Raw genomic sequence first — 6,811 nt, 5'->3', positions numbered from 1 at the left:
CGTGGCATTGCTGGGAGCCGGCCAGCGGCCGGCACTACATGGAACGTGCATTGCTGGGAGCCGGCCAGCGGCCGGCACTACATGGAACGTGGCATTGCTGGGAGCCGGCCAGCGGCCGGCAGTACATGGAACGTGCATTGCTGGGCACCGGCCAGCGGCCGGCACGACCGCGCCGAGCGCGGTCGGTGAGGCCGCGTGGCATGATGCGGTCATCCTGAAGGGGAGACTGCGATGGCCTGGTTGTCGTTGTTGTTGTTCCTGCCCTGGTTCGTGCTGCTGGGCGCGCTGTACTGGCTGTTCCCGCGGCAACCACGCGATGCGGCGCGGCGCTGGTTCGATGGCCTCGCGCTGCTGCTGGCCTTCGTGCTGAGCGTCGTGGCGATGCTGTGGGGCCACCACATCGGCGTGGTGCAATCCGATGCCGGGCCGATCTGGCGGCAGGTGCTGGCGGTGCTGTATGCCTACGGCGCGTTCCTGGCAGTGATGGTGGCGGCGATACTGCTGCGCACCCCGTGGCTGGCCCAGCGTGCGACCAAAGCCGCATCGAAGCCGGTGCGCGGATCGTCCTAGAATGGGGGCGCAATCCGCCAGGGATGAACCGATGTCTTTCGACCCCAGCATCCACACCATCGATACCGCGTTCCAGCGCGAGGATTTCGATGCGGCCTACCTGGTCGTGGAGAACGGCCGCGCGGCGTTCATCGATTGCGGCACCGGCCTGGCCGTGCCGGCGATGCTTGCGGCACTGACCGGTGCGGGCCTGTCGCCCGACGCGGTCGATTGGCTGATCCTCACCCACGTGCACCTGGACCACGCCGGCGGCGCCGGGCTGTTGATGCAGCAGCTGCCGAACGCCCGCCTGCTGGTGCACCCGCGCGGTGCGCCACACATGGTCGACCCCGCCCGGCTGATTGCCGGTGCCACCGAGGTCTATGGCGAGGCCGAGATCGCGCGCAGCTACGGGCCGGTGCTGCCGGTGGCGGCCGAGCGTGTGGTCATTGCCGAGGACGGCCACCGCGTCGACCTGGCCGGTCGCACCCTGCTGTGCCTGCATACACCCGGGCACGCGCGTCACCATCTGTGCGTGTGGGACGCGCGCAGCCGCGCCTGGTTCACCGGTGATACGTTCGGGCTGTCCTACCGCGAGCTGGACAGTGCGCGCGGCGCTTTCATCATCCCCACGTCTTCGCCGGTGCAGTTCGATCCGGAGCCGTTGAAGCAGTCGATCGCGCGCATGCTGGCCTACGAGCCGCAGGCGATGTTCCTCACCCATTACGATCGCGTGGGTGATGTGGCCAGGCTGGCCACCGACCTGGTGGAACAGATCGATGCGATGGTGCAGATCGGCCACCAGTGCGACGCACGCCCGGACCGTCACCGCTGCCTGGTCKCCGCACTTACCGCGCTGTATCTGGAGCGCGCGCAGGCGCATGGCTGCCCGCTCGATGATGCGGCGGTGACCCAGGTGCTGGCGATGGACATCGAACTCAACGCGCAGGGCCTGGCCTGCTGGCTGGACCGCGACCGCCGCTAGCAGTGCGCGGTCATGCAGGTGTCACGTTACACTCGCAGGCCCCTGCTTTCCGTCCTGGTGTCTGCCGTGAATCCGATGCGCATGCTGCTGCTGTCGTCCTGCCTGTTCGTGGGCGGCCTGGCCCACGCGGCCAATGACCTGCCCGGCGGCGGCATCGATCCGGACGCGCTCTCGCGGCATGTGCGCATCCTGGCCTCGGACGACTTCGAAGGCCGCGCTCCGGCCAGCCCGGGCGAAGAGCGCACGGTCCAGTACCTGATCGAAGAATTCAGGAAGTCCGGCCTGCAGCCCGGCGGCGTGGATGGCAGCTGGGTACAGCCGGTGCCGATGGTGCGCGCGCAGGTGGACGGACCGGTGCGCGCGCAGCTGCGCCAGAAGGGCAAGGACCGCGCGCTGGCCAACGGCGAGGACGTGACCCTGCAGAGCCTGCGCCCGCAGCAGGCGGTGGATATCAAGGACGCGCCGCTGGTGTTCGTCGGTTACGGCATCGATGCGCCCGAGCGCCACTGGGACGACTACAAGGGCGTGGACCTGCACGGCAAGATCGCGGTGGTGCTGATCAACGATGCCGACTTCGAGGCCGCCCAGCCCGGTGCCTTCGATGGCAAGGCGGTGACCTACTACGGTCGCTGGACCTACAAGTTCGAGGAAGCTGCACGACGTGGCGCGCAGGGCGTGCTGATCGTGCATGAAACCGCCCCGGCCGCTTATGGCTGGGCGACGGTGAAGAGTTCGGGCACCTCGCCGCTGTTCGACATCGAACGCACCCGCGAGCAGGCGTTGGCCCAGCACGTGCCGGTGCGCGGCTGGATGCCGCGCAGCCTGGCCGAGCAGGTGTTCCGCGATGCGGGCCTGGATTTCGATGCCGAGAAGCGCAAGGCGATGACCCCGGCGTTCACGCCGGTGGCGCTGGGCGATGCGCGGCTGTCGGTCAACTTCAAGCTCAAGCGCGAGCAGGTGGTCACCCGCAACGTGGTGGCCAAGCTGCCCGGCGGCGCACACGCCGATGAAGCGGTGATCTTCTCCGCGCACTGGGATGCGTTCGGCATCGGCCAGCCCGACGCCAAGGGCGACCGCATCCGGCGCGGTGCGATCGACAACGCCACCGGGGTGGCCACCGTGCTGGAACTGGGCCGGGTATTCGCCGCTGGTCCGCAGCCGCAGCGCACGCTGTACTTCGTGGCGCTCACYGCCGAAGAGAAGGGACTGCTGGGGGCGAGCTACTACGCCGCGCACCCGCTGGCGCCGCTGGACAAGACCGCGGCGGTGATCAACATCGAGATGTTCAGCCCGGACGGCCCCACCCGCGACATCGCCTCCTGGGGCAAGGGCCGGGTGTCGCTGGAGGGTGACCTGGAGCGCGTGGCCAAGGCACGCGGTCGCAGCTACTCGCCCGATCCGAACCTGGAGGCCGGCTTCTTCTACCGCGCAGACCATTTCGCCTTCGCCCGCCTGGGCGTACCGGCGATCACCATCGGCCCGGGGCTGGACATGCGTGAGGGTGGGGTGGAGAAGGGCCGTGAACTGCGCGATGCCTACTTCGCCGCGTGCTACCACCAGGCCTGCGATGCCTGGACCCCGAGCTGGGATGCCAGCGGCCATGCCGCCGACACCCTGCTGGTCTACGATCTGGGCGCGGAGCTGGCCAACAGCCGCCGCTGGCCGACGTGGGAAGACGGCTCGGAGTTCCGCGCCGAACGCGAAAAGACCGAATCCGCCCGCCGTTGAGGGGGGCGCCGGCCGCGGGTCGGGTTCCGATACCCCTGGATGCGCGCGACCACCGCCTGAGCGGTGGCCGCGCGCTGCGTACTACTTGCGCGTACCGTCCAGCCAGTTGGGGCCCTTGTTCTTCAGGAAGAACACGTAGACCACCAGCGACACCGCGATCACCGCGGTGACGTAGATCGCGAACGTATTGACGTGGCCGGTCTTCAGCGCCGCCTGGTACAGCAGCGGCGCGGTACCGCCGAACAGCGAATTGGCCACCGCATAGCCGAAGCCCACGCCCAGCGCACGCACGTGGGTGGGGAACAGTTCGGCCTTCACTACGGCGTTGATCGAGGTGTAACCGGTGAGGATCACAAAGCCGATGGCCAGCACCAAGAATGCCATCAGCGGATCGTGCTGGTTGGGCAGGGCGGTGACCAGGTAGTAGCTGTAGAGCACGCCGCCGATGCCGAAGAACACCAGCAGGCTCTTGCGCCCGACGATATCCGACAGCCAGCCACCGATCGGCTGCAGCACCATCAGGAAGGTCAGCACGCCCAGGTTGAGCAGGGTGCCGGTCATCACGTCATCGCCGGCGAACGCGCTCTGGATCATCTTCGGCCCGTTGACCGAATAGGTGTAGAACGCCACGGTGCCGCCGGCGGTGATCAGGAAGCACAGCAGGAGCGGCCGCCACTGGTGCACGAACAGCTCATACATCGAGCCGGACGCCTTGGCGCGTCCTTCCTTGGCTGCTTCGATGGAATCCTCGCCCAGCGACTCGTCCATCGTGCGGCGCAGCCAGAACACCACGATCGCGGCGATGCCGCCGATGCCGAAGGCGATGCGCCAGCCCCACTCGGAAATCTGCGGCTTGTCCCAGAAGCTGAGCATGCCCAGCAGGGTCAACTGCGCCAGCACATGGCCACCGACCAGGGTGACGTAGTGGAACGAGGACAGGAATCCACGCCGACCCGGGATGGCCGCTTCGGACATGTAGGTGGCGCTGGTGCCGTACTCGCCGCCGGTGGCAAAGCCCTGCAGCAGCCGCGCGAACAGCAGGATCACCGCCGCCCAGATGCCGATCTGCGAGGCGGTCGGGGTGATGGCGATGAGGAACGAACAGCCGGCCATCACCGTCACCGACACGGTCAGCGCCAGGCGCCGGCCGTAGCGGTCGGCGAAGCGGCCGAAGTACCACGCCCCGATCGGGCGCATCAGGAAGGTGGCGGCGAAGATCGCCCAGACATACATGGTGGAGTTCTTGTCGGCGGCCGAGAAGAACTGCGATTCGAAATAGACCGCGAACACCGAGTAGACGTAGACGTCATACCACTCGACCAGGTTGCCGGCCGAGCCTTTGAGGGTGTTGGAGATCGAGCGCCGCAGCGCGGCCCGCTCGGGGTGGGCGGCGGCGGAGGGAGGGGAAGTGCTCATGCTGGGAGGGTGTCCTCACGGGAGTCGTTGCGGGTGGGGAAGGTGCCCGGGGTGGGCGCCCTGACGTCGGGTACCCTCCTGGCACCACGGCGCATGGCTCAGAGGGTAACCATTTCCCGGCGCAGAAAAYGTGAGCGGAAACAGCGTGCCATCGGCTTGGGGTGCTCCCCGACAGCGCGGTGGCCTAGAATCCCGGTTCCCCCGGATGGTGGTGTGCCATGTCTTCACCCGAACCTTCAGCGGCTGCTCCCCGGAGCGGCCTTGTTGTACTGGCCTTGTTGCTGGTGTACGTGGTCTGGGGGTCCACCTACCTGGGTATCCGGCTGGCGCTGGAAGGCGGCGCGCTGCCGTTGACGATGGTATCCGGCGCGCGCTTCATCATCGCCGGCTCGCTGATGTATGCGGTGCTGCGCTGGCGCGGGATGGCCGCGCCGACCCGGCGCCAGTGGCGCAACCTGGCGATCATGGGCCTGACCATGCTGGTGTTGGGCAACGGCATGGTGGTGCTTGCCGAACGCACGGTGTCCTCGGGCCTGGCCGCCACGGCGGTGGCCTCGGTACCGCTGTGGATGGCGCTGTTCGGCGCGCTGCGCGGCCAGCATGCCAGCCGCGGTGAATGGCTGGGCATCGCGATCGGTTTCCTGGGGGTGGTCTGGCTCAACGCCGGCAGCAGCCTTACGGCCTCGCCGCAGGGACTGATCCTGCTGCTGGTGGCGCCGATCGGCTGGGCGTTCGGCTCGGTGTGGGCGCGCGGCCTGGACCTGCCCACTCCCTTCATGACCGCGGCCGGGCAGATGCTGTGCGGCGGGGTCATGCTGGTGGTGCTGGGCCTGGTCACCGGCGAGCGGCCGACCACGTGGCCGAGCATGGACGGGCTGCTGGCCGTGGCCTACCTGTGCGTGTTCGGCTCGATCGTGGCGTTTACCGCCTATGTGTGGCTGCTGCACAACGTGCGCCCGGCGCTGGCGGCCAGCTACGCGTACGTGAACCCGGTGATTGCGGTGATCCTGGGCGCGATCATCGGCCATGAGCACTTTGGCGGGCATGACCTGCTGGCGATGGCGGTGATCCTGGCCGGCGTGGTGGTGCTGACCCTGGCGCGGACGCGCGCGAAGTGAGCGCGGTGCCGCCACACAGCCTGCAGGAACAACGCCGCGGGTTTGCGATCACCGCCTTCACCTTCACCCTGTGGGGGCTGGTGCCGGTGTACTGGCACCTGCTCAAGGCGGTGCCATCGCAGCAKATCATCGCGCACCGGATCATCTGGAGCACGGTGCTGGTGGTGGCCTGGCTGCTGCTGAGTGCGGGGACGGGCTGGTGGAAGCAGATCGCCGCGCAGAAGCGCGCGCTGCCGACGCTGGCGTTGAGCAGTCTGGCGATCGCGTTCAACTGGGGGCTGTACATCTGGGCGATCAACGCCGGACATGTGATCGAAACGAGCTTGGGGTACTTCATCAATCCGCTGGTGAGCGTGCTGCTGGGCGTGTTGGTGCTGAAAGAACGCCTTCGTGGGCTGCAGTGGCTGGCGGTGGGCTGCGCGGCGGTGGGTGTGGCGTGGCTGACGATCGATGCAGGCACGCCGCCGTGGATCGCGTTGGGGCTGGCCTGTTCGTTCGGGTTGTACGGGTTGCTGCGCAAGCTGGTTTCGGTGGACCCGGTGGCGGGGTTGGGGGTGGAGAGCCTGTATCTGTTTCTGCCGGCGATCGGGTTTGCGCTGTGGAGCGAGAACGGGCACGGCGGTGGGTTTTTCGGTGGGTGGGGCTGGAAGAACGATGCGCTGCTGATTCTGGGTGGGGCGGTGACGGCGCTGCCGTTGGTCGGGTTTGCCTACGGGGTAAAGCGGATTCCGTTGTCGCTGGTGGGGATTCTTCAGTACATCGCGCCGAGTCTGGGGTTGCTGTTGGGGGTGTTCTTCTTCCGCGAGCCGTTTGATGGGGGCAAGGCGATTGGGTTTGCGGCTATCTGGGTTGGGTTGTTGTTGTTTGTGGGTGACWGTGTTTGGCGGTCGCGGCGGGGGTGAGGGGTGGGGGTTTTTTTTTATAGCTTTGAAGAGCGCAAAGCGCAAAGCGTAGAGCCGAAGCCTTGGTTGGCGCGCGCGACGGGCCGGGCGGGGCTGGGTGGGCTGGGTGGGCT

The 6,811-nt window shown here is 67.7% G+C and carries 7 protein-coding genes; 6 read left to right on the top strand and 1 reads right to left on the bottom strand.

Translation table 11 applies throughout. The annotated features are described in order from the left end of the window. The 4 genes from ACXJKH_RS12010 to ACXJKH_RS11995 all read left to right on the top strand — a co-directional run. A partial coding sequence (locus tag ACXJKH_RS12010) for a hypothetical protein (RefSeq protein ID WP_457319608.1) occupies window positions 1-189 on the top strand: 189 nt, incomplete at its 5' end. A 42-nt stretch (window positions 190-231) separates the two neighbouring features. Continuing rightward, window positions 232-570 carry a hypothetical protein gene (locus ACXJKH_RS12005; RefSeq protein ID WP_457319607.1) on the top strand — a complete coding sequence of 113 codons (339 nt, stop codon included), beginning with the start codon at window positions 232-234 and terminating at the stop codon, window positions 568-570. Window positions 571-601: 31 nt separating this feature from the next. After that, window positions 602-1,534, top strand: a complete 933-nt coding sequence (locus tag ACXJKH_RS12000; RefSeq protein WP_457319606.1) for an MBL fold metallo-hydrolase — start codon at window positions 602-604, stop codon at window positions 1,532-1,534. A gap of 75 nt (window positions 1,535-1,609) precedes the next feature. After that, complete coding sequence (locus ACXJKH_RS11995) at window positions 1,610-3,262, top strand: M28 family metallopeptidase (RefSeq protein ID WP_457319609.1); 1,653 nt, start codon at window positions 1,610-1,612, stop codon at window positions 3,260-3,262. An 81-nt stretch (window positions 3,263-3,343) separates the two neighbouring features. Here ACXJKH_RS11995 and ACXJKH_RS11990 read toward each other — a convergent pair whose 3' ends face one another. Continuing rightward, on the bottom strand, window positions 3,344-4,678 hold the full coding sequence (locus ACXJKH_RS11990) for an MFS transporter (RefSeq protein ID WP_256775184.1): 1,335 nt from the start codon (window positions 4,676-4,678) through the stop codon (window positions 3,344-3,346). 218 nt (window positions 4,679-4,896) lie between these two features. On the opposite strand from ACXJKH_RS11990, the gene yedA reads away from it, so the two are divergent. Together yedA and rarD are read left to right on the top strand one after the other, a co-directional pair. Next, complete coding sequence (yedA, locus tag ACXJKH_RS11985) at window positions 4,897-5,796, top strand: drug/metabolite exporter YedA (RefSeq protein WP_457319605.1); 900 nt, start codon at window positions 4,897-4,899, stop codon at window positions 5,794-5,796. Continuing rightward, a complete protein-coding gene (gene rarD / locus ACXJKH_RS11980; RefSeq protein ID WP_457319604.1) occupies window positions 5,793-6,698 on the top strand; it encodes an EamA family transporter RarD in 906 nt (301 codons plus the stop codon). The genes yedA and rarD overlap by 4 nt, the downstream gene beginning before the upstream one ends. Window positions 6,699-6,811: the final 113 nt, after the last annotated feature.

This window comes from Stenotrophomonas sp. P5_B8, assembly GCF_054049855.1.
Note: the sequence above shows the minus strand (reverse complement) of the source record. Positions and strands in the feature narration are given on the sequence as shown.

Bases quoted from the DNA above. Each gene is read 5' to 3' on its own strand.
- yedA (WP_457319605.1), top strand. From the start codon at position 4,897: ATGTCTTCACCCGAACCTTCAGCGGCTGCTCCCCGGAGCGGCCTTGTT.
- ACXJKH_RS12005 (WP_457319607.1), top strand. From the start codon at position 232: ATGGCCTGGTTGTCGTTGTTGTTGTTCCTGCCCTGGTTCGTGCTGCTG.
- ACXJKH_RS11990 (WP_256775184.1), bottom strand. From the start codon at position 4,678: ATGAGCACTTCCCCTCCCTCCGCCGCCGCCCACCCCGAGCGGGCCGCG.